Origin of the sequence: Citrobacter sp. RHBSTW-00881 (assembly GCF_013728515.1) — a bacterium.
GTDB lineage: Bacteria > Pseudomonadota > Gammaproteobacteria > Enterobacterales > Enterobacteriaceae > Citrobacter > Citrobacter braakii.
This window is the reverse complement of sequence record NZ_CP056269.1, coordinates 1,297,997-1,317,402: the sequence shown is the minus strand read 5'-3', so window position 1 is coordinate 1,317,402 and position 19,406 is coordinate 1,297,997. Positions and strand designations below refer to the sequence as shown.

General features: G+C 53.1%; 22 protein-coding genes. All 22 read right to left on the bottom strand.

What is annotated here, in order from left to right; all coding sequences use genetic code 11:
* Window positions 1-12 precede the first annotated feature (12 nt).
* Window positions 13-252 (bottom strand): phage exclusion lipoprotein Cor, encoded by a 240-nt coding sequence (gene cor / locus HV311_RS27955; RefSeq protein ID WP_241008074.1) that lies wholly within the window; start codon window positions 250-252, stop codon window positions 13-15.
* 108 nt (window positions 253-360) lie between these two features.
* The gene (locus HV311_RS06285) at window positions 361-1,035 is read right to left on the bottom strand and encodes a hypothetical protein (RefSeq protein ID WP_075847268.1); all 675 of its coding nucleotides are present in this window, start codon (window positions 1,033-1,035) and stop codon (window positions 361-363) included.
* On the bottom strand, window positions 1,036-1,350 hold the full coding sequence (locus HV311_RS06280) for a hypothetical protein (RefSeq protein WP_191220866.1): 315 nt from the start codon (window positions 1,348-1,350) through the stop codon (window positions 1,036-1,038).
* Window positions 1,350-4,535: a host specificity protein J gene (locus tag HV311_RS06275; RefSeq protein WP_191220865.1), complete on the bottom strand. Its 3,186-nt coding sequence runs from the start codon at window positions 4,533-4,535 to the stop codon at window positions 1,350-1,352. The genes HV311_RS06280 and HV311_RS06275 overlap by 1 nt, the downstream gene beginning before the upstream one ends.
* Window positions 4,536-4,589: 54 nt before the next feature.
* Window positions 4,590-5,192 carry a tail assembly protein gene (locus tag HV311_RS06270; RefSeq protein WP_032941793.1) on the bottom strand — a complete coding sequence of 201 codons (603 nt, stop codon included), beginning with the start codon at window positions 5,190-5,192 and terminating at the stop codon, window positions 4,590-4,592.
* A 51-nt stretch (window positions 5,193-5,243) separates the two neighbouring features.
* The gene (locus HV311_RS06265; RefSeq protein ID WP_166465650.1) at window positions 5,244-5,579 is read right to left on the bottom strand and encodes a hypothetical protein; all 336 of its coding nucleotides are present in this window, start codon (window positions 5,577-5,579) and stop codon (window positions 5,244-5,246) included.
* Between the two features lie 30 nt (window positions 5,580-5,609).
* On the bottom strand, window positions 5,610-6,320 hold the full coding sequence (locus HV311_RS06260) for a C40 family peptidase (RefSeq protein WP_191220864.1): 711 nt from the start codon (window positions 6,318-6,320) through the stop codon (window positions 5,610-5,612).
* Window position 6,321: 1 nt separating this feature from the next.
* Entirely contained in the window at window positions 6,322-7,077 is a 756-nt protein-coding gene (locus tag HV311_RS06255; protein WP_191220863.1) for a phage minor tail protein L, read from the bottom strand.
* Window positions 7,074-7,421 (bottom strand): phage tail protein, encoded by a 348-nt coding sequence (locus HV311_RS06250; RefSeq protein WP_155553800.1) that lies wholly within the window; start codon window positions 7,419-7,421, stop codon window positions 7,074-7,076. The genes HV311_RS06255 and HV311_RS06250 overlap by 4 nt, the downstream gene beginning before the upstream one ends.
* Before the next feature lie 3 nt (window positions 7,422-7,424).
* The gene (locus tag HV311_RS06245) at window positions 7,425-9,941 is read right to left on the bottom strand and encodes a phage tail tape measure protein (protein ID WP_191220862.1); all 2,517 of its coding nucleotides are present in this window, start codon (window positions 9,939-9,941) and stop codon (window positions 7,425-7,427) included.
* Window positions 9,919-10,197 carry a phage tail assembly protein T gene (locus tag HV311_RS06240; RefSeq protein WP_230852506.1) on the bottom strand — a complete coding sequence of 93 codons (279 nt, stop codon included), beginning with the start codon at window positions 10,195-10,197 and terminating at the stop codon, window positions 9,919-9,921. The genes HV311_RS06245 and HV311_RS06240 overlap by 23 nt, the downstream gene beginning before the upstream one ends.
* A 50-nt stretch (window positions 10,198-10,247) precedes the next feature.
* Window positions 10,248-10,655: a phage tail assembly chaperone G gene (gene gpG / locus HV311_RS06235; protein WP_191220861.1), complete on the bottom strand. Its 408-nt coding sequence runs from the start codon at window positions 10,653-10,655 to the stop codon at window positions 10,248-10,250.
* Window positions 10,656-10,691: 36 nt separating this feature from the next.
* Window positions 10,692-11,429 carry a phage tail tube protein gene (locus HV311_RS06230; RefSeq protein ID WP_155553803.1) on the bottom strand — a complete coding sequence of 246 codons (738 nt, stop codon included), beginning with the start codon at window positions 11,427-11,429 and terminating at the stop codon, window positions 10,692-10,694.
* 7 nt (window positions 11,430-11,436) lie between these two features.
* A complete protein-coding gene (gene gpU / locus HV311_RS06225) occupies window positions 11,437-11,835 on the bottom strand; it encodes a phage tail terminator protein (RefSeq protein ID WP_008784478.1) in 399 nt (132 codons plus the stop codon).
* Complete coding sequence (locus HV311_RS06220) at window positions 11,832-12,386, bottom strand: phage tail protein (RefSeq protein ID WP_191220860.1); 555 nt, start codon at window positions 12,384-12,386, stop codon at window positions 11,832-11,834. Before HV311_RS06220 ends, gpU begins: the two co-directional genes overlap by 4 nt.
* A 12-nt stretch (window positions 12,387-12,398) precedes the next feature.
* On the bottom strand, window positions 12,399-12,674 hold the full coding sequence (locus tag HV311_RS06215) for a DNA breaking-rejoining protein (RefSeq protein ID WP_008784476.1): 276 nt from the start codon (window positions 12,672-12,674) through the stop codon (window positions 12,399-12,401).
* Window positions 12,667-12,993 carry a DUF2190 family protein gene (locus HV311_RS06210; RefSeq protein ID WP_008784475.1) on the bottom strand — a complete coding sequence of 109 codons (327 nt, stop codon included), beginning with the start codon at window positions 12,991-12,993 and terminating at the stop codon, window positions 12,667-12,669. The genes HV311_RS06215 and HV311_RS06210 overlap by 8 nt, the downstream gene beginning before the upstream one ends.
* A gap of 90 nt (window positions 12,994-13,083) precedes the next feature.
* Window positions 13,084-15,114, bottom strand: coding sequence for a ClpP-like prohead protease/major capsid protein fusion protein (locus HV311_RS06205; protein WP_191220859.1), 2,031 nt, complete (start codon window positions 15,112-15,114; stop codon window positions 13,084-13,086).
* A complete protein-coding gene (locus tag HV311_RS06200; protein ID WP_191220858.1) occupies window positions 15,041-16,549 on the bottom strand; it encodes a phage portal protein in 1,509 nt (502 codons plus the stop codon). Before HV311_RS06200 ends, HV311_RS06205 begins: the two co-directional genes overlap by 74 nt.
* Window positions 16,546-16,761 carry a hypothetical protein gene (locus HV311_RS06195; RefSeq protein ID WP_001082414.1) on the bottom strand — a complete coding sequence of 72 codons (216 nt, stop codon included), beginning with the start codon at window positions 16,759-16,761 and terminating at the stop codon, window positions 16,546-16,548. The genes HV311_RS06200 and HV311_RS06195 overlap by 4 nt, the downstream gene beginning before the upstream one ends.
* Window positions 16,758-18,860, bottom strand: coding sequence for a phage terminase large subunit family protein (locus tag HV311_RS06190; RefSeq protein WP_191220857.1), 2,103 nt, complete (start codon window positions 18,858-18,860; stop codon window positions 16,758-16,760). Before HV311_RS06190 ends, HV311_RS06195 begins: the two co-directional genes overlap by 4 nt.
* Window positions 18,860-19,348 (bottom strand): DUF1441 family protein, encoded by a 489-nt coding sequence (locus HV311_RS06185; protein ID WP_137348429.1) that lies wholly within the window; start codon window positions 19,346-19,348, stop codon window positions 18,860-18,862. Before HV311_RS06185 ends, HV311_RS06190 begins: the two co-directional genes overlap by 1 nt.
* Between the last annotated feature and the right edge of the window lie 58 nt (window positions 19,349-19,406).

Here is a 19,406-nt window from a genome sequence, read left to right as displayed (position 1 = left end):
ATTTTTGGTATTTCATTGAGGGCAATTCGAACTGGTGAAGTTATTTTTATTCACCCATCGCCAGTTAAAGGGATAACCGGCCCTGTACTCAGTCTGATTAGCAATCTTTCGTACACCGTAAATCTGTACTGACTGGGGCAGCCCGCCAGGCGCAAACTCTGCCTGACAAACCGGTTTCTGTTTCTCCAGAACAGGTCCTGAACAGGCTGAAAGCACCAGGCAGACAATAACTGGAATAATTATATTTTTCATTTCGACACCAGAACTAATTATTTAAACAAAAAATAACCAATGGCATTGAATAATAAAAATAGTTTTAATAGATCAATATTCTAAAATTGATCGTTTAAATCGATCAGTTTAATCATATGCGGCTGTGTTTATCGCCGTTATCACAATTCCGCTATTCGTTGATCCGACAGAGGAACCACTTGCAGTGGTTGAACTTTGCCCCCTAATTCTTGTACCACCAGTGTCGTCATGGCAACCCGTCCCCACATCAACAGACTGAAATATTGGCTGTCCACCTGGTGCAGAACCCGCATGGAGGATGACAGAACCCAGCCCCATCGGATTTACGGCCCATTTGCCTGCCATGTATGTATCAATGTTAAGCCCACCACTTACAGCACCTGGTGAACCAATAGTTGTAAGGTCGCTTAATACCCGGGACTCATTCGTAAGTACCAGTGTTCCTTCGGCATCCCATATAGCCACACCCCAGGCCGGAAGGGTAAGCGGATATATGGCAAAAAAATAGGCCTCAAGGACAAAAGCCGATCCCCTGTAATTAGACGCATCAACACTGAACGTATTGCCACTTTTTGAAGCTGATATCTTCGCCGGGGCGCTGGTTCTTGCAAATGCAATCCCTCCCTTCTGACCGTCGATAGTCACGGACGCCGAAGCACTGTTAAAATTCCCCCCAAAAGTTGAGTTGACAGTTACTTTTCGGTAAAGCGTCATTGGTGTGGAATCAGGTGTGATAAAAGGGTTCCCGTTAGGTAATGAAATCAATGCGCCATATTTAGCCATCTACGCAGTCTCCGCAAAAACGATTAACTGCACTTTGATTGCCGGGTAATCATTAATCCCATCACTACCTGAAGGCTGTATTGTTATGGTGTTTCCAGATGCAATAATATTTCTTTTATCTGTGTAACTTATTGTCCCTTTATCCTCCAGAGTACCAACCGCAAACCCAACCTTTAAGCCAGGCTCAAGGCTGAACTGGTAGCTTCCCGTTTTCTGACCTAAAGCAAGATCGATGATGCCCACCACGGTTACAGGTTTAATGCCATAGTTATTCGGAACGCCGTTAGCGTCCCATGTCTGAATTCCCCATGTCATCAGAATACCCCTGTTAATTTGCCAATCTGTACGCGAAGAACGCCATTGCCATCTTTAACGCTGTAATTCAGATTGGTCATTTTCGTTGCACCCTCCCCGGAAACTGCCCCATTCATTTCAAACGTTCCGTCCGATTTCATGATGGTGCCCGTTTGTCCCTGAACATAATTAGCGGAGCGCAGTTCGCCAATTTTTGCCAGAGTGATTTGGCTATACTGAATAAAAGCATCGCTGATAAACACCTGACCATTAACAACAGCAAAGGGTGAATATTGCGTATCACCGCTGCCACTCATCAGGACGAACTGATTGGCGTTAAATCCGACACGAGTGACTACCGGCTTACCCGCCTCCGCCAGCACCGCAATCGACATTCCGGCGTTATACATCACACCGTTAATCCGGACTCCAGTTTTGAGGGTGTAAATTGCAGAGGCTCCGGTGGCATCAACCACGGCGGTGAGCTTATCTTCCAGCGCGGCAGTCACATCATTGAACTGTGCCTGCACCTGCGTCGACATTTCAGCCATCGCTTTATCGACCTGCGCAATGGTCGTTTTAACCACCAGAATATCCGCGCGTACCTCGCCGTACTGCGCCCACTGATGCTCTACCGTTCCATGGTTGGCCAGTGCGTTCTGCAATGCAGCTTCCAGGTTGGTATCAATGTCGCTTGTCAGGCGGTCACCGTCGGCAGACGACAGGAAGTCATCAGCAATATCGCCCAGGTAGTCGTCAGCATTCGCATTAGATTCGCCACGAACCCAGTCGGTCCAGCCTGATTCATTACCCGTTCTGTCTACCAGCTGCGCGCGGTACCAGAATTCCTGCCCCGCCTTCAGCCCCAGTTGGATATATTCTGCAGACGGATAAGGCACATCCGACAGCAAAAGAGGATTAGAGAAATCACTGTTCGCGGTGTACTGAATTTCCGTTTTCAGCGTGTCCCCGGTGTTAGCCGGGAATCCCCAGTTCAGGCGAATCCCCCAGTTGATCGGCGTTGTCGCAAAGCCGACAGGTTTCGGCGGATTTCCCACCTTACCCGTCAGCGTTTTCTCTTCGGAGTAGCCCCAGCCAGAGGATATTTCAGCGGCATTTATTGCGCGCACGCGCACAAGGTAACGCCCGGCATAAATCCCCGGAACGTCAAATGACGTGGTGGAGCTGCGCGGCACATTTACCCAGTTACCATCATTGCGACGCCACTGTGCTTCATAGGCGATAGCATTCTGCGCCTGGTCCCAGCTCACCCGCATGGTTTCGACGCTGATATTCTGCTGCACCACCGAAAACGAACTGATTACGATGTTGGCTGGCGGCGACTGGTTACCCGGCGGGATCACACTCACCGGCCGCTGGTCAATGATGGCTCCGGTATCGATACGGGCATATTTATCCGGGTCATGCCATGCGCCGGTAATAGAGAAAGTGCCATCATCATTATCGGAGACGCTGACAACTCGATACTGCTGGGCGTAGAGTTCATCTGACTCAACCACCCATACAGCTTCGGCCTGTGGTGTCTCACTGTATGCCGTGGTGACTGTGACTGATTCCCCGTTAACCGCCTGAATAGTCCTGCTCTGTGACGCACCGGAGGGAAGATTTAGAATAAGGCGATCGCCTGCTGCTGCATCAGCTACGCGGTCAAGTTTTATCACGCGACCGTTAACAGCACTGATGCGGCCACCCATAACTTTGCCGGACAGAAGCTCGTCTGACACTGCGATGATGTATCCCGGCTGCGGAATGTTTCCGTCCAGGCCAACATCAAACGAAACAACGCGATCCTTATTGTTGGTGAGAATACCCCAGCGCCCCTTTCGGTTCGCTTCTGATTGCCGGGTACATCCGATGGCTGTCATTTCCAGCTGATTAAATCCGTACCGGGCCACCAGAGGCTGCTCAAATACTGGCTCCATCGCATCCGCATAAGCGTTACCCGGATCAGACCAGGAAACCAGCGCGGTGGTATACCGCGTTTTTGTCGTGCTGCTGGAATAGGTAAAGCGTCCGTCGATAACGTTAGCGCGGGTGTAAGCGTAATCCACATCTCTCGGCATATCGGCAAGCGCAACAATCTGATCGCCGCCCCAGTACGTCATACCCCGGAATATAGCCGCAAAGTCACGCAGCACAGTGTAAGCGTCATTCCTGTCCTGAACATAGACGTTACAGGTATAGCGTGGCTCTGTCCCGCTTCCACCCTTTCCATCCGGTACCAGCTGATCGCAATACTGTGATACCTGGTACAACGTCCATTTATCGATGTTGGCTGCACTCAGGCGATTACCCAGACCAAAGCGATCGGTAATAACCAGATCGTAAAATATCCACGCCGGGTTATCGGTCCAGGCCCACTTAAACGCGCCCTGCCATGTACCACTATAAGTCCGCGTATCGGGGTCATAGTTATCAGGCACTCGGATCACCCGGCCACGTGGTTCACAGGATATCTGTGGAATCGAACCATTGAACTGACTTGAGTCGAATTCGATGTACAGCAGCGCGGTGTTCGGATAGCGCAGCTTGGCATCAATCACCTCCGTGAAGCTTTGCAGCGTCATCGTGTCGCCGATCTTGGCGCTGTTTGCGTCAGCGGTAATCTTACGCAGTCGGATTGTCCAGGTGCTGCCAGCCTGCGGTAAATCAATACGGTGGCTGCGCTCATAACCAGACGTCGTTTTGCCGGTTACGCTGGTATTAAGAACGGTTTGCCAAGTCCCACCATCAGTTTGCAGGTCTATTGCATAATTGATGGAATACCCTACCAGATCGCCGTTGTCCTCCTGCCTAAACAGTGAAGGCCATTTCAGTCGCAGGCGAACGGCTGATAGTTGGGTGTTGCTGAAGGTACGCGTCCAGGCTGTTGCGCTTGATACTTCTGTTCCAACGTTGATTTCGTTTTCGGTACCGGGAATGCCCTGAATGTAATTTTGTGCCTGAGTTCCCGCGCGAAACTCCCACGTCACGCCGCTAAAGTTTTGGGAGCCATCGGAGTTTTCCAACGCCGTGCCATCCAGGTAGATATTTTTTCCGGTTAATTGCCCTGCAAATTCCCCTTCCCCAAGCGCAACGAGGATTTTGGCCTTCGCTACAGATTGCAGATCATCAGGCTGTTCGGTAGGGGTTCGGGAACTGGAACTGCCGCCCTTGCGGCCTTTAATCTGGGGTGTTGTAGCCATATTGCGCCCATAAAAAAAGCCACCATCTGGTAGCCTGAAAGGAAGATTATTTTGTTATTGCTGGTCTTCGACGTATATACCAGCAGAGATGATCGCCCCACCAATACGCCTGCGTCCGTATAGAAGCGGAACTGGATTACCCTGAGCAGCAGTGTTAGTTACACCACCAAATGCATACGATGCCCTATTTTCGGCATCCTGTTTGCTGGCAAGTCCTGCTGGCTGTGGCGAAAGCATTTGAACAACACCACCAAGCATCATTGCAGCGCCTATTTTCATAGCGGCAGGGCCCCAAGCTGCACCGCCCCATGCTTGGCCGATAGTAGCCCCCAAAGCACCAACAACAACAAGTACAGCCCCTAAAACTGTTTGAAGTAGGCCTGCCTTTTTACTGCCAATTACAACAGGGATAATTCTTATCACCTCTCCTGTAACTGGAAAACCTAAATCATCTTTTCCAATATTTCTTTTCCCTTTAAATACAGCATACGTTAGACCACGATTTTTACTCGTATTTAAATATTGTTCAAATCCACAAATTGTTTTTGATAATGCATTGATAGCCTCTGCTGTTGTTCGTATTAGTCTGTCATGGGTTCTACCAAATACTTTACCTAACGCGCCACCTAGTTCAATCCTAGTCATTATTTCTTGCATATTTACTCCAATAAAAAAGCCACTAACGTGGCTTTGGAAAACAGAAATAAATTAAATACATGATCGCGCTATTTTACCCCACGGGTCACCGATACCTTTATTTGCAGCATAGACTTTCACATCGGCCCCTCCCTCAGAGCCATCTTGAATAATAGCCATCGAAAGAACACCGAATAAATCATCAGCGGCTGATATTCTATACCCAGTTTCAGTTTCTATACTTGTAGCCTGTGGATGCAGTTCCTGCCACTTAGGAGACATGCATTTGTTGAGTTGTGCAGCACTCTTTGAGGTATGACCAGAATAAATAGGCTGTCCTTCCTGTAAGGAAGATGCACTACAACCAAATAAACCCAGTAATGAAATCAATAATATGTTTTTTTTCATATCCCTATCCCCTTTTGATAATACAAAAGATTAGCACAGAGACTTATGCCGTAGAACCTTCATCGTCCGTTCTTGCCAGTAGCCACCATATGGCACACGCTGGCTCAGATGACCATACAGATGATGGAGAAGCATATTTCCCTCCAGCAGGATCCCGGCATGGTTCCACTTGTTGGACTGGACCTGCATGATAACCATATCACCTGGCTGCGGTACGCCACTGAATTCACGGAATCCGCATTCATACCAGCAATCGTGGTAGAAGTTTTCGGGATAACTGTCTTCCCACCAGGGATAATCCACGCGGTAATCCGTCAGCTCAATGCCGTGCGTTTGCCGGAAATAGCTCATCACCAGCCCCCAGCAATCGAAGTGACCGAGCACAAATGGGCGCTCCAGTAGCGGCAGCTCGCCCCGCGGCTGAATGGTACGCAGATCCCCCTCCGGCCAGCTGACGATGTGCCACGGAAGTAACGTAGCGTCACACTGTGCCTTATCCAGTTCGCTCGCCTGCGTCGTGGCATTCGGGTGGCTGTGGACAATGGCAATCACTGTTCCCCAGTCTTCGGCAGCGGCGTAATCTTCCGGCGACAGGTGGAAATGCTCTGTCGGATCGGTTGCCAGATTACGGCAGGGAATGTACCGCTGCACCCTGCTTTTTTGCACCACTACGCCGCAGCATTCATGCGGATATTCAGCAGCAGCATGCGCCATAATGGCGTCGATAATTTTCTGACGCATATCAGCTCCTGATCAGGGATGTGCCAGGGAAACCACCAAACGGCAACTCGTTCCCCTCGCCATGCCTCAACTTGCACGCAGTGAGCGTACCGGGACATTCATCGAGTGATGGATCGTTAACCGGATTGTTGTGCTTGTCGAAATAACGCGTCCCGGCATAGTCGCATCCATCACCGGAGCGGTATTTGTTTCGGATACACCAGGTACAAAGCGAATGTAGCTGGCGCGTCGGGATCATCAGCCCCTGCAGGTCCATCGGACTGGACAACGTAAACGCCACCACCTCATTGGTTTCAGTGCTCTTGGCGTCAATGTAAAACACCTTCAGCTTTTCCTGCTGAGGATCCGCTGACGGGTTACCCTCCGGATAGTTTTTCGCATCCAGATACTGCGCCAGCGTGTCATGAATCGTGACCTTTGCCTGCAGCAGGTCATCATAAGCAAGACACAGCACCGTAATGGAACTATCCAGGTTAGCGACCGACAGCGTCGGCTGCGCGCTGGCCCCGTCGGTCGCCGTCTCAATACCCTCTATCTGGCAGGGCCAGGCTTTATATTCCTGCCCCTGCCACCAGATCGATTTCGCCGGTAGCTTATTTTCATCGCCACCAGCAGCGGCGATTTCATCGGCAGTGTGGGCAATATTGTGGGCGTGGAAGCGGAGAACGTCGGAAACACCAAATGCGGTGCCATCGACATCAAAAAGCCGGACAACGTTGCCCGGCTCAAGTTTCTGATAATCACTGTTTAAGCTCATGGTGCAAACGCCTGTTCAAAGGTGGCTGATACGGTTTCCACCGTTTTACTTTTGGTGACGCGCTGCAGGCTGTCTGCCTCAACGCGCCACAGCGCAAGATCACCGCCTGGCGGGATAAACGAAAATGATTTCGTCTTATGGCGCCGCAGGAAAGCATAAATATCCCGGACGGTTTGCGGTTCGCCGGTAAATGAAAACTCATAGCTGAGCGTTTCATCATTCAGCCCGGCACCTGACACCTGCTTATAGCCATCACCAAACTGCGCCGTACGGACGGTATCCTTACTTTTCAGGGTTGGCTGGCTGGATGCTTTAATCCGCCACGCAAAATGCTCGATCGCCATTGCTTACCTCTGTTTTGTTGCATTCCAGATGATGCCGCCGGGCCGGACCTCTCTGGTGATACCTTCCCTGATGGAACTGTTGATCACCTGCTGATAGGCTTTCCCCAGCGCATCACCGCTTCCTTTCTGTTGACCGGAATCCCCCTGGCCTGTTGTAACCGAAACTGGCGCATACACGCTGACGCCAAAAGGAGAAGCAACGCCACCGCCACTCCCCCCGACCAGACCACCAGTCGCATAGCCGCGCATCATGCGATAAAGGTTGCCGACACCGATTCGGTTGGTGGCTTCCTGCGTAAAGACAAACTCTCCACGGTGCACCACACCTGCAGGCTCATACTTGCCGCCGGACCCGGTATAACCACCACCAGCAAAACCCAGCGCTGACGTGGCAGAACTGACCAGGCCGGCCATGGCCTGCTTCATCAGGATCTGCGTCAGCATCGACAACGTGGAACGGGTGAAATCTGCCCAGTTTGCTTTCCCTGTCGTCAGCATATCGGCCATATTCTGGCTGATACCATCGAATGTGGCTGAAGCAGCGGACTTCATCGAACCATAGGCATCAGCCGCTGAATCGGCATAGTCAGCCCACGCTGATTTCGCCCCGGCCTGCCAGTTGCCGCGGAGCTCGTCCTGTGCGGCATAATATTTCTTCAGTGCATCCAGTTCGTTCTGATAACCCTGATCGGTGTCCGTACCGCCGGCATTCATCCAGCCCTGCCGCAGCTGTGCCTCTTCGTTTTGCCGCTGTGCGCCGCGACTGCTCATGCTGCCCCCGGCCACCAGCGCCCGGGTTTTCTCCCCAATCTGGGTAACGTACTTCTGCGAGCTGTCCTGCAGACGGTTTAACCGTTCCTGGGCAACAATCTGATCGCCCAGCCGGGCATTCACTTCGGCCCGCGCCAGTACCTCGTCTTTGTTCGCCAGCACCGATTTTTCATCGGCGGTCAGCGCGCGCTTTTTAGCGGCCTCTTCCAGCACCGAAAAGCGGGATTGTTGTTTCCACAATTCCTGCCGCTGCTGGCTGATGGTATCTGTGATGCTCTTATGCTCCTGCAGAGTACGTAACTGCGCCTCCAGCTCCAGCGTTTGCGCGCTGGCAGTATCGACACTTTTTACACCTGCAGGTGTTTTTACCGCTGAAGGGGCTTTGGTTTTCTTCAGCGAGTCGTCGTATTCTTTTTTCGCAGCTTCCAGATTGATGTTGTAGTCAGCCTGGAGGATCCGACCGTCTTTCAGCGCCTTGTTCAGTTCATTCTGACGGGCCGTGTACTTCTCCAGCGCAGTCTGCGTCTTTGCATAATTCGACTGAGCCTGCGCGGCATACTTCTGGCGGTCAGATTCAATCACCGCCTCGCGGGCGGCGTTATCCTCAGTGGCCTTTGCCACACTGGCCTGCTGCTGCGCCATTTCCAGTGCAAGGCGGGCAGACTCCCGATCGTTCCAGTAGCTGGCACGCGCATCATCATTGACATAACCATCACCTTTACGCAGATTCCAGATTTCATCCGCCCGCTTAAAGGCCGCTTCCGCTTTGGCAACCATCTCCTGCGCGGTGTCAGGCCGCCCGATATCGAGCGCCGCATCCCACATCGATTTAAAAGCGCGCTTCAGGCTGTCGGCAGCAGTCTCAATCGACCCCATATTGTCGCGTAGGCTCTTTGTCTGCTCACGAAAACCGTTCGTCGCCGCATCATTAGCTGCCTGCAGCGCCCCTGCTTCATCACCGGCGCGTTGCAGTTGCGCCACATAAGCAATCTGTTCCGCGGTAACGTTGTGGAACTGCTGCGCCATGGCAATCAGACCAGAGGTCGGATCGTTCGTCAGTTTGCCGAATGCCGCCGCCACCTTATCGACCGGCACACCCGACGCATCGGTAAATTTCGCTACCGCCTGACTCATCTCATCGAACCGGGCACCGGCACGCACTCCGGCGTTGACCAGCTCCGTCAGCGCGCTGCTGGTCTGGTTAAACGTGAGTCCCACCTGCTCGCCGGATTTCGCCAGCACCAGCATGCGGTTTGAGGTCAGCCCGGCAGTATTACCGGACAGAACCAGCGTTTTGTTGAAATCAGACAGCGTGGACGAGCCCTGATACCAGGCGTAAACCACCGCGCCAGTGGCGGCAGCCAGCGCGCCAACGCCTACCATCACCGGCGATATGGTGCCCAGCAGCGCCCGAAAGGTCGGAATAATACCGCCGAAGGAGTCTTTCACCTGACCGCCCTGCTGCAGCAGGATAAGCCACGGACTCTGCCCACCGGCCAGCTGGGTGGCGATATCCGTAAACTGCGCAGGCAGCATACGCATCGCCGCGTTGTACTGTCCTACAGAAATGCCGGCCTTCTTCGCGGCGCTCTCCTGGCGGGTAAATGACTGCTGCACCTTCAGCGCCGAGTCATTCGCTGCGTCACCCGTCTGCTTAAACTGCCTTTTTACGTACTCCATCTGCTCGTTGAACTTTGACGAGTTAACATCAAGATTAACGACCAGGTCACCCACTGCCGTCTGGGACATAGCGAACACCTCCTGAAATGCCCTCGGCCTTTGCCATCAGCACAGCGTCACCGGGTTCATCGTCGGCAATATCCTCCGCTGAAGGTGAAAGAAGGCTGAAGCTGGCAGGGGTTGATGTGGTTTTGGGGTCAAGCGCGGTAATGACGATATGCATCAGCGAGGAAAAATGTGCATCCAGTTGCACATCATTAAAAAAATTGTCCTGGTAGAACGTTCGCCAGTCGGCGTATTCCGTTGACGACATACCAGCAAGCATGGCGCGCCAGTCCGGGCGGCGAAATTCACGCGCCAGTTTCAGGACGAATGTCAGCTCGCTGGCGAGGACTTTTCCAGACTGACCGGCTCAGTCACAGCAACATCCTCTGGATCATTCGCTTCCTGCGGCGGCACCATGCCGGACAGCAGCTTCACGCAGTACTCTGCTGCGGAAACAATCTCCAGCGGCCAGGTTATCAGTACTTCATTCTGGATCTGCTCAACGTCTTCTTTCGGCGTTTTGTGCGCCCCTTTCAGGGGATGTCCATGCCATAAAGACATGGCCACCAGCAGTGCGCCGGATTTAATCGTCATATCCATCGCCGCCTGCATGTCGGCATCGGTGATACTTTCCAGCGTCTTCAGGTGTTCAAGATGCTCAATACGCTGCAGCGCCGACAGTTCGTAGAGCGTGACGGTCTTGCCGTTGCGTTCGAACGGCTCACTTTTTAAAAACATGCATTACTCCAGAAAGCGGGGCCACAGCCCCGGAAGTCAGGAAACGGTGACTTTACAGGTCGCGACAAAAAGCCCGTCGTTGGTCATCACGATAATGTCGGCGGTTCCGGCGGAAATGCCGGTTACCGTCAGCACTGTACCAGCGACAGTCACCGTGGCTTTACCTGCATCCGTGGTGGTGGCCCGGAAAGATGGATCGCTTGCGCTGGCTGGCGCCACGGTGACATTCAGCGTGGTGGTGGCAGCAACCGCAACGGTGGTGGTCGATTTATCCAGGCTGACGCCGGTTACGTCAATCACTGCAGCAGCGCTGTCTTCAGCAAGACTTGGTTTGCCGTTGTTGCTGATTTTGACAGAACGGGTAATGGTGTCTTTTGCCGTCACCGTTTTACCCAGGCTGCTTACCCAGCCACGGAACACATCGATGGCGCCATTTGGATATTTAATTTTGTACGCCAGCACGGTACCGTCATCAAACCAGCGAACTAGATCCTGCTGCCCGCTCTCGGCAGGTTTCCAGGCCAGCGTAAAACTGGCCTCCCCCGCCGATTTCTGGCCCTGTGAAGTGGACGTCCAGTCAGCATCCGCATCATCCAGATAGGTGTCGTCGTTTGATTCGGCAGTCAGTTCACCGGGCTGCAGGTCTTTAATCTTTGCCAGGCGCGTCCAGTCAACATCCGATAATGGGTTAGCGAACGGGTTGCCCGACCCGGAATAAATCCAGAGTGTGGTGGTGGCACCCTTTACCGGCGCCAGTGGGTTTGGTGTAGTCATTACGTCCTCACATAATGTAGCTGATGGAATAACTGAGGTCGGCAGATCCCCACGTCATGGCCTCTTCATCGCGCTGATAGTCATACCCCTGAGCCGCCATCAATTCGAGAAGATTTGCCAGTTCGGGAACATCAGCCATTGCCGGATAGATGCGGTCCTCCATCCAGGAATCCAGAGCACTGTCTGTAGCCGTGGCTTTTAGAAACACCTCAACATGCAGCACGGCTGTCCACATATCTTCATCAACACTTTCATCCGAGGCTCGGGCGTCAGAAAGGTAAACCGCAACCGCCGGAAGATCCTGCTCATCCAGAAACCCAGGACGACCATCGAACCATGTCACTGCATCTGAGATATTGCGCTGGAGCGCGGTTAGTACGGCTTTGCGGATATCACTGTTTTTCATCGTTTAAGGATCAGCCTCAGTTGGTTAGACAGATTTTGTCGCATAATTTGCGGCATACGTTCGTCCATAAGTTTTGGCACTTCAGCCCGGAACGTTTCGGTCAGAGGAACGGAAAGGGGAATACTGACCACTTCAATTGGATACCGACTCTTTGTGGTACGCCGCAAGACATGCCAGCGACCGTTTGCCAGTTGTTGAATAAAGGCACCGGGAAAACGAAAACGCCCCACACGCAGCTCACTGTTCGTACCTGGCTTATCACGTTTACGCCGTGACAGACGCATACTGGATGGTCCCAGTTTGATAGCGGGAAGATTCCCGCGGTTTATGCGAATCAGAGCGCGCGGCTTCTCCACCGTAGCCCGACGTATCCGTGCACGCTGCCTGACCAGTTTTCGGGGAACGCGGGTTGATTTCGCGACAGCGGACACACTGCGATTGACCGCCTGCGTGGCGATACGGTTCACCGTCTGGGCGGAAGCGCGCGGTACAGCTCTTTTACTGATGCTGTTCAGATTAGCAATGGCCTGCTCCAGCCCCTTAATCGACATACTCCCTCCTGCTTACTCGATAAAGATGCGCGGTTTGCCGTTAAAGCGTTCGTGACGGGTAAGATGGAATTCCTCCCCTTCAAAAATCACCACGTCATTACGACGCGGCCTGTATCCTGCAGTAAACACCACCAGCGATCGCCCTGTTCCGCTCAAAGGCCCCATTTCTTCCAGAAACTCAGCCGGAATAACAATCATGGGCTCCCCGTTGATGGTCGCTGGCTTGCCCATTTTGTTCACCGTGACCGCATCCATGCGGCTGACAAGTCTGTCAAAGGGATTAGGCATTGATTTTCACGGCTACAATTGCGGAACTGGCAGCAGCATCTTCCCAGGCAACCCCAGCCAGATCGGCACCTGTCGCGTCGTTCTGCACTTTTCCATCTTTGATATGAACCTGCTCACCGATGGTGATCGCATCGGTAGTCAGCTTAGGCAGCAGGAAAACACCTTCGGTAAAACCGTCTCCCGTCTGGCCTGCCGCAATATCAGTAATGGCAATCGCCACGACTTTCCCCACCATCACCGGCGAACCACTCAGGATCTCAACGCTGCCCGTGTTGGCAATCTCAATAGTTTTGCCATGCTGTACAAAATTCTTCGCCATAAATTCAGTCTCCATCCAGCCCCATACGGGGCCGAATTCAGATACAAAAAAGCCCTGATGGGCTGTGATGTGCTGCTTGAGTGGAAGGAATTATTTCCCGGTTGATTTCGCCATGCCGCGATAATCCAGAGGTGATACACCGGCATCGATGCGCACTTTGGTGGCAATACCGTCGGTAGTGAAACCTTCCTGCTGATCGATATACGGCGTATCAACGCCGTTCAGGTAAGCCACTTCGATGGTGTCTGTGCCCTTAGCGGCGGCCAGATACCAGGCGCTGGTGTCTTTTGCATCAAGACGCGGCTCCGCGATAACTTCAGCAAAGTTCTGAATTGGGTTCATGATACCGGCGTTGATATCCGCCCCTTTCACACTGGCAGACTTGATCGTCTGGTTTGCCAGGGTTTCGAGCGCGACTGGCACCAGCATGAATGCCGGGCGAATATTCAGGGGACGTTCTCCCTCTTTCTGAAGACGCATCATCTTGCGCGCTTCATCAAGGCTGGCTACAGAAATCGCGCCTGCGGAGATATTGCCGTGATCAGCATGGAACAGCGGCTTGCCATCAGACAATTTCGCGTTTTCGGTCAGAACGGCATACACCAGATCGCCGATCGTCCCTTTTGCCGCGCGGCCCATCTTCATAGGTACATCGGTTAACTGATTCAGATCGTCGTTGATGATCGCCTGACGGGTAATAGAGAAGATTTCCCCGTAGGTGGCCAGCGCAATGCTTTCACCTTTATCTTTGGTGGTCACATACTTATATTCAGCCCCCTCGCGAACCTGGCGCAGGGAAGAAAAACCACCAAGACCGACACGATGTGCCGTTTTAAAGTCTGACAACTGGCCTTTCTTAGTCCACTGCTCGAAAGTTTCTGCCGCTTCCTCCCAGCCCTGCAGCAACGCTTTATTAGCAACATCGAGCAGGATATTACCGAAGTCAGACGTGCTGTGTGTCAGTGCCATACCGACCATCTGCATCGGGTTATAGCTGGAAACGCCGATGCCGCGCTCGGTCAGCGCCATACGGGCATATTCGCGCAGCGTCATGCCGTTATAGACGTTGTCCCGCTCCATGCTCTCGAAGCCCGCGCGCGCCATCAGCGCCTGGCGGACACCATCTCCAACAAAGTTACCGTTCCCGGCGTAAATATGCGCATCCGTGGTTTTATTCGACGGGGTGGCAGTTTTGCCCAGCACCGCCAGCAGTTCATCTTTAGCCCGAGCGACAGAGCATTCAGGATCCACAATGCATTTATTCTGCAGCTCATGATGCTTGCCGCCGAACATCGCAAAGAGATCGTTGATACCATTTACGCGGCTCTTTTGCTCGGCGAGAACCTGAGCACGGATTGTCGCTTCATCTGATGCTGCCGGCTGAGGCGTAGTCACCTGCGGCTGAGGTTGTTGTGGCTCACGCGCAGTGGTATTGCGCGGTGGGGTGATCATGTTGCGAATGCTGTTTGGCATCTTTTCAAAATCCTCGATACGTTTTGATTGAATACAGGCCATTGCCTGCAGAGAGGTAGTGACCTGATCGGCAAAGCCATGCTCTAAGCATTCTTTACCGTCCATCCAGGTTTCATCGTCCAGCATGGCGGCGATTTCTTCGGTCGTTTTTCCAGTTTTCTCCGCGTAGGCAGGGATCAGGACAGACTCGACCTTATCCAGCAGATCGGCATAATCCCGCATGTCGTTGGCATCACCACCCGCAAATCCCCATGGTTTATGGATCATCATCATCGTGTTTTCCGGCATAATTACCGGGTTGCCAACCATCGCAATCACCGAAGCCATTGAAGCTGCCAGACCATCAATGTGAACGGTGATCGCCGCGCCGTGATGCTTCAGGGCATTAAAAATGGCTATGCCATCAAAGACATCGCCACCGGGCGAATTGATGTGAAGGTTGATATGGGTAATGTCGCCCAGCGCCTTAAGGTCATTCACAAACTGGCGCGCCGTCACCCCCCAGTAGCCGATCTCGTCGTAGATATAAATATCTGCTTCGTTGTCGGCGCTGGCCTGCATACGAAACCAGGAATTACTTTTTGCGCTGGCTTTCGGACGGTGGTGCGCCCGGTTCTTTGGCTTCGGCACTTGTGCCTCCTTTGTCATTAGCAGGGTCAGTGTCAAACACCAGCCCCATCTCTTTATTTTCGTCGATCTCTGCCTTCCGGCGCGCCTTCACATCGTTCGGGTTACGTCCGCTGGCGCGGACCCAGTCGGATTCCGTTGCCGCTCCGCCCCGGATCTGTAACTTCCAGGCATTGGCCTCTTTAACCGGATCGATCCACGGCATAACAGGGCCGGAATACACCGCCGAGTACAGCGACTCCATATCTAGACCGCGGGGTAATTTAATCTCGCCAGCGGCCACCGCCATTTTCAGCCAGGCGCGGTACATTGGCCGGGTCACCGCGCCAATAAACCAGTCCTGTAAAATGAGATAGCCATCTGTTGATTCCACCAGTTCCTGCCGCTGCGCGCTGTAGGTGCCGTTGTAGTTTCTGGCTGTGCTTGAAAAGCTGAGTCGGCTGCCTGCTGCGACAGCGCGAAGTTGCCCATTACGGAAGGTTTCAAGGTTAGGATTGGGCCGGTCAGATTTCACCATGCCGATATCTTCACCAGGCTTCAGATCGTCATAAATGATGCCTGGTTGAATCATCACTTCCCGATCATCATCATCGGAAGAACTGTTACTCTCTTCGAAGCTTTGCCCGTCTCCCTTTTTGATGTACATACCCAGCGCAGCAGCAATACGTGCGGCGGTGAGCTCAGCATCTTCATACTCTTTAAGTGCGCTCAGACGCATCAGTACACCGGATAGCATCGATACGCCCCGGGTCTGGTGCAGACGGCGGACAAATTTAAGATGCAGCATGTTTTCCGCATCCACTTCTTTGGTATCAAGCTGACGGCCTGAAACGGGCAGGCTTTTATAAACCTGATATTTCATTGGTCTGCCCCAGTTGTCGACGAATACCCCCTGATTAAGCTGGCTGGCAGCATCGCTGTTCATGGGAATAAAATCGGGTTCAAGCGCTTCAAGCCAGAAAGGGATACCGGCTGCTGGCGTAAGACCATTCCCGGTTCCACTGACAAGCTGGGCAAACACTTCGCCATCCCGCAGCCAGGTGCGCAACATCAGGCGCTCAAGCATCGGGCGGGTAAACTGGTTCGTGACATCAGGCCTGACAGACCATTCTGCCCATTTATTACGGATCTGATCTGCCAGCTTTTTGGCGATTTTACCGTTCATCAGTTTGGGATGGGGTTCAACAATAATTCCGGCTTTCCCAACCACTCGCTCTTCCAGCTTATCGAACACCCCAATCACCAGATCGTGATTGTTATCGAGCCACCGGGCCTGCTCCCGCAGTGATACCGCCCCCATTTTGCTGAGCTGATCAGCTGAACGATTTTCACGGCGCCCTTTGTGCGTTCTGGTCGGGGTAACTGCTTCATATGCCCTGATTTTCGCGCGCGCCTGCAGACGGGCTGCTTTCCAGCCTGGCGAAAAGACCCCAATCGCATCATCTAAAAGGCTCATTCAAACCTCGCCAGTCGGTAACCGGGTCGCCCGCGGCGATGAGAAATAAGAGAAGAGAGCCGACGCTCCCACTCCTGACGCCCTTTTCGGATTTCAGACAGGTTCTCCATCGTCATTTCCTGCCCATTGAAACGGATAGTTTTGCCATCCAGCACCGCCATTTCGGCTTCGGTATATCGCTGGATCATGGCTTCAATATCAACACGGTTCACAACCATCCTCCTGATGTACTCCAGGGGTTAGAATCATCGGTTACGGGCTTTTTCCGCTTCCGTTTTTTGGTGGGTACTGGTTCTGGTGTCTGGGATGCCGCTTCGCCAGCTTCCGGCGGCGCGTTCTCCAGCCAGGTTTCCCGCCTCGCCCACTCAGGAGCAGCGGGCCATTTGATTTTCTCGTAGCCGTGGAGGATGGCGAGCGCATCAGCGTAGACCAGCAGGTCAAATGCTTCGTTTGCACCACGTCCCGGCTTACTCCATTTGCCATCAGTCGATCGCTCCTCATAGGTCAGTTCATCGTAAAACCAGCTGCCGAGCCAGTCAGGGAAATGCACATAGCCAGGGCCTGGTGAATCACGCCACAAAGCGTTGTTCACCCGGTCTTTCAGAGCATCGGTCTGGATCAAGTAAAGCGGGACATCACCAGAAGCCTGTGCCCGTCGGCTTGAACGTCCGGTATTATCAGGAAAGGTTCGGGAGATAAGTTTGGATCGGCGGACACTGTCGCCTTTGAACAGGTAAATCTGTTTTCCGAGTCCTTCACGACGACACTTACGCCAGAATTTATAAGCGTTGTCGGTCACACCATCCTCACCGCCGGAGTCAACGGCCATCGCCATCAGCCGCATACACCTAGTCGGATCCGATGCCATTGGCCAGGCTTTGTTAAACACATCGGTCAGCAATAAATCCCAGTCTTCCGGATAGCTTGCCGGGTCAATCTGCTGGCTCTCGCCATTGGCGTCATAGCGCATCGACTGCCTGATATTGTAGCGGTCCACCAGCCAGCGCTCTCCCATGCTGCCGTAGCCAGTAACCTGAACAACAAAACGCCGGTTGCGCCCCGCCTGAACATCGACAGTCGCCATAAGGAAACAAACCCCGTCCGGAACAGAGCGCTTTGGTACAACCTCCGCACGCTGCTCAAGCAGTTCACTTTTGCGCTGTTCCATGCTGGAGCGAGGAAGATACGGACGCCCAAAGTCGGTGTTGATTACCGTCTTCAGTGCTTCCTCGCTGCCAGTGGCCTGATAGTCCTGCTCAGCGGTAAGAAATTTATAGATGAGCTGCGCCCAGGTCTGGTACGCGGCGGCAGGGCCTTCCATCCAGAAGGAGGCAATGCGCGAGCGTCGCCCTTCCCCAGTGATAACACCATCGTTGTCGATGGTTTGCCCATCCCGCAGCCACTTCCCTTTCATATTGAGCGAACGCTTCATATCCGCAGTGATGTGCTCTTTACAGGCAGGGCATTGAAGACAGGCTTTCTCGCTGGCCTGAACAGGGTCCGCGATATCGCGGTAACCTGTCATATTGTCCATTTCAGGCTGGAAATATTCACCGCAATGTGGGCACGGCCAGTAAAGGCGACGGCGATCACCACGGTTGTACAGCGCCAGAATCCCCGTTGAAGGAGGTGCTTCATGCGGTGAGCTACGGCGCCATTTTGTGTCACGTATGTCGCGGCCCGGCGAACTCTCAACCAGTGTCATACCTGACGACATGAACGTTGTTGTTCGCTTTGATGCCAGTGAAAAGGCGTCACCTTCCCCGTCAATGTCTTCCGGGAAACGGTCATAGTCGGTCAGTGCCACGCATTTATAGTCCGATGAGGACATGATATTGACCGATGGCCAGCCGATTTTCAGGTAGTTCCCGGCGCGAAACGTGCGGTCATATACGTTGTTATCATTACGCCGCGGGCTCAGTCGGGATTTCACTTCAGGGCTGCAACGGAATGTACGATCAAGACGCTTTTTGGAGTGCTCGCGCGCCTTTTCCTCAGTCATCTGAATCAGGAGCATATCAGCCGGATCACAGACAACGCTGTAAACAATCCAGCCATCAATCAGACCAATGGTTTTACCGGTTCGCGCCGGACCAACAAACACCACCGCGTCATATTCACGTGATGCCAGACAGTTCATCGGTTCAATCACGTAAGGTGCCAGATCCGGATCCCATGGAACGGAGTTACCCGCCCCCATTGGCACGCGCATATAAGTACTGACCGCATCGGCCACCTGCATTCGACGCGGGGCACGTAAGATACCGGAAACATCGCGGCGGATGCCTCTGGCTGATGCCCGCTTTGCCATCAGTCCTCCTCTGGCTCTTCCTCCTCTGCTTCAGCATCCTGTACCCTCTCCGCCATCTGATCGCGCAGGTCATCGATAACGCTCTGCACGCGAGAAACCGCAACAGGCGTTAATGCACAGTCACGCTCAAGTACATCAGGGAGGGTTTCAAGTACCATGACGACCGCTTTCGCCATCAATGAGAATTCGCGCGCAACTTCATCGGCGGGAATGAGCTGCCCCGTGTCCTGCTCAAACTTAAGTCGCTCATTCTCAGCTTTCCAGTGGGAAAGCCTGTCCGATGGCGGCATGTCATCGATATTGGCTGACACAGTAGGGATCATCAGTTCGGTCAGAATGTCGGTGATCAGGTAAAGCTTTAATTTGCTGTTGCTACCTGGTGCCGGTTCAATATTTTTCAGCCTAGCGGCAACCGTCTGACGGTGTACGCCAGTGATCCCCGCCAGCTGGTTGATGTTCAGTTTTAAAGCGGCAATTTCCTGGTCCATGATGGTGAACACTTTTTAAACGATTCGACATCTGCACGAAATCGCCTCTAATGAGATC

What these genes read in the sequence shown, in the direction of transcription:
- cor (WP_241008074.1), bottom strand. Translation starts at nt 252, where the DNA reads ATGAAAAATATAATTATTCCAGTTATTGTCTGCCTGGTGCTTTCAGCC.
- HV311_RS06285 (WP_075847268.1), bottom strand. Translation starts at nt 1,035, where the DNA reads ATGGCTAAATATGGCGCATTGATTTCATTACCTAACGGGAACCCTTTT.
- HV311_RS06280 (WP_191220866.1), bottom strand. Translation starts at nt 1,350, where the DNA reads ATGACATGGGGAATTCAGACATGGGACGCTAACGGCGTTCCGAATAAC.
- HV311_RS06275 (WP_191220865.1), bottom strand. Translation starts at nt 4,535, where the DNA reads ATGGCTACAACACCCCAGATTAAAGGCCGCAAGGGCGGCAGTTCCAGT.
- HV311_RS06270 (WP_032941793.1), bottom strand. Translation starts at nt 5,192, where the DNA reads ATGCAAGAAATAATGACTAGGATTGAACTAGGTGGCGCGTTAGGTAAA.
- HV311_RS06265 (WP_166465650.1), bottom strand. Translation starts at nt 5,579, where the DNA reads ATGAAAAAAAACATATTATTGATTTCATTACTGGGTTTATTTGGTTGT.
- HV311_RS06260 (WP_191220864.1), bottom strand. Translation starts at nt 6,320, where the DNA reads ATGCGTCAGAAAATTATCGACGCCATTATGGCGCATGCTGCTGCTGAA.
- HV311_RS06255 (WP_191220863.1), bottom strand. Translation starts at nt 7,077, where the DNA reads ATGAGCTTAAACAGTGATTATCAGAAACTTGAGCCGGGCAACGTTGTC.
- HV311_RS06250 (WP_155553800.1), bottom strand. Translation starts at nt 7,421, where the DNA reads ATGGCGATCGAGCATTTTGCGTGGCGGATTAAAGCATCCAGCCAGCCA.
- HV311_RS06245 (WP_191220862.1), bottom strand. Translation starts at nt 9,941, where the DNA reads ATGTCCCAGACGGCAGTGGGTGACCTGGTCGTTAATCTTGATGTTAAC.
- HV311_RS06240 (WP_230852506.1), bottom strand. Translation starts at nt 10,197, where the DNA reads ATGCTTGCTGGTATGTCGTCAACGGAATACGCCGACTGGCGAACGTTC.
- gpG (WP_191220861.1), bottom strand. Translation starts at nt 10,655, where the DNA reads ATGTTTTTAAAAAGTGAGCCGTTCGAACGCAACGGCAAGACCGTCACG.
- HV311_RS06230 (WP_155553803.1), bottom strand. Translation starts at nt 11,429, where the DNA reads ATGACTACACCAAACCCACTGGCGCCGGTAAAGGGTGCCACCACCACA.
- gpU (WP_008784478.1), bottom strand. Translation starts at nt 11,835, where the DNA reads ATGAAAAACAGTGATATCCGCAAAGCCGTACTAACCGCGCTCCAGCGC.
- HV311_RS06220 (WP_191220860.1), bottom strand. Translation starts at nt 12,386, where the DNA reads ATGTCGATTAAGGGGCTGGAGCAGGCCATTGCTAATCTGAACAGCATC.
- HV311_RS06215 (WP_008784476.1), bottom strand. Translation starts at nt 12,674, where the DNA reads ATGCCTAATCCCTTTGACAGACTTGTCAGCCGCATGGATGCGGTCACG.
- HV311_RS06210 (WP_008784475.1), bottom strand. Translation starts at nt 12,993, where the DNA reads ATGGCGAAGAATTTTGTACAGCATGGCAAAACTATTGAGATTGCCAAC.
- HV311_RS06205 (WP_191220859.1), bottom strand. Translation starts at nt 15,114, where the DNA reads ATGACAAAGGAGGCACAAGTGCCGAAGCCAAAGAACCGGGCGCACCAC.
- HV311_RS06200 (WP_191220858.1), bottom strand. Translation starts at nt 16,549, where the DNA reads ATGAGCCTTTTAGATGATGCGATTGGGGTCTTTTCGCCAGGCTGGAAA.
- HV311_RS06190 (WP_191220857.1), bottom strand. Translation starts at nt 18,860, where the DNA reads ATGGCAAAGCGGGCATCAGCCAGAGGCATCCGCCGCGATGTTTCCGGT.
- HV311_RS06185 (WP_137348429.1), bottom strand. Translation starts at nt 19,348, where the DNA reads ATGGACCAGGAAATTGCCGCTTTAAAACTGAACATCAACCAGCTGGCG.